Source organism: Cesiribacter sp. SM1, assembly GCF_020178975.1.
GTDB lineage: Bacteria > Bacteroidota > Bacteroidia > Cytophagales > Cyclobacteriaceae > Cesiribacter.
Map to the genome: position 1 here is coordinate 1 of NZ_JAHXBU010000030.1, position 1184 is coordinate 1184.

At 44.4% G+C, this 1184-nt stretch carries 1 protein-coding gene; it reads left to right on the top strand.

Going from position 1 to position 1184, the window contains the following annotated elements:
- Nucleotides 1-180 precede the first annotated feature (180 nt).
- Nucleotides 181-1155 carry an IS481 family transposase gene (locus tag KWJ01_RS03965; RefSeq protein ID WP_224995129.1) on the top strand — a complete coding sequence of 325 codons (975 nt, stop codon included), beginning with the start codon at nucleotides 181-183 and terminating at the stop codon, nucleotides 1153-1155.
- Nucleotides 1156-1184 lie beyond the last annotated feature (29 nt).

Genomic DNA, 1184 nt, shown 5'->3' on the forward strand with positions numbered 1-1184 from the left:
TGTGAGGGTATGAAAGAGGCGCTACGATATTGCCTCTTTACAAAAATCTAAAATCTTGGTAAGTTGCTATTGTCGTCATGCTGGTGGGAATGTGGGTAAGTCTTGCTGGGCAAAAGTGCGGAAGGGAGTTATCCATATTTCCACCAGCTGGTTCTGCTAGGCACCTCAGTTACTTACCCTATGAATACACAGGCTCAACAAATCAGGGCCAGAGAAAACTGGCTTAAGCTTTACCAGGAATTAGGCTCTATTACCAAAACTGCCCGTCGCTGCGGCATTGCCCGTTCAACCTTGCATAGATGGCTTACGCGCTTCAAGGAAGAAGGAAAAGAAGGGCTAAAGGATAAGTCAAAAAAGCCTCACAGGTTGGCCAGGCTAAAGGTCACTGATGAACAAGAACAGCTAATTCTACAAATTAGAAGGCAGTATTCTTACGGCCAGAAGCGTATCAGCACGCATTTATTGCGCCATCATCAAATCAAGCTTTCTACCACCACTGTTTGGCGCATCCTTCAAAAACATCAGGTAGCACCTGTAAAAAAGCAGCGTAGGCATATCAAACGCAAAAGGTATAATCGCCCTGTTCCAGGTGACAGGGTGCAGATGGATGTAACTAAAGTGGGCCCTAAAACCTACCAGTTCACAGCCATTGATGATTGTACCCGCTTAAGGGTACTGCGGTTGTATCCAAACAAGACTTTGAATAGCTCCCTTTCTTTTCTTCAAGAGGTGATTAAGACCTTTCCTTTTCCTATTCAGCGCATTCAAACTGACTGGGGCACCGAGTTCTTTAACTATGAATTTCAGGAAGTTCTAGCCGAAAACTACATCAAATTCCGCCCCATAAAACCTCGTAGCCCGCATTTAAACGGAAAGGTGGAACGCTCACAGCAAACTGATAAAGAGGAATTCTATGCTCTCCTGGATAAAAAGGATCAGCAGCTTGATTGGAAGCAGGCTCTGGCCCAATGGGAGAACTTCTACAACCAAGAACGGTTACACTCTTCCCTCCATGGCAACACACCATGGGAGAAATTCCTGGAGGTAAAAACTACCATACCCACTCTAGAGCAGATACAACATCAATATCAGCAAAAGAAAGAAACCATCCGTGCTCGAAATAGCTATTTTTTCCAATGGCAGAAAAAAAAATAATATGGCTTAACTCTCTGGGACTACGACAC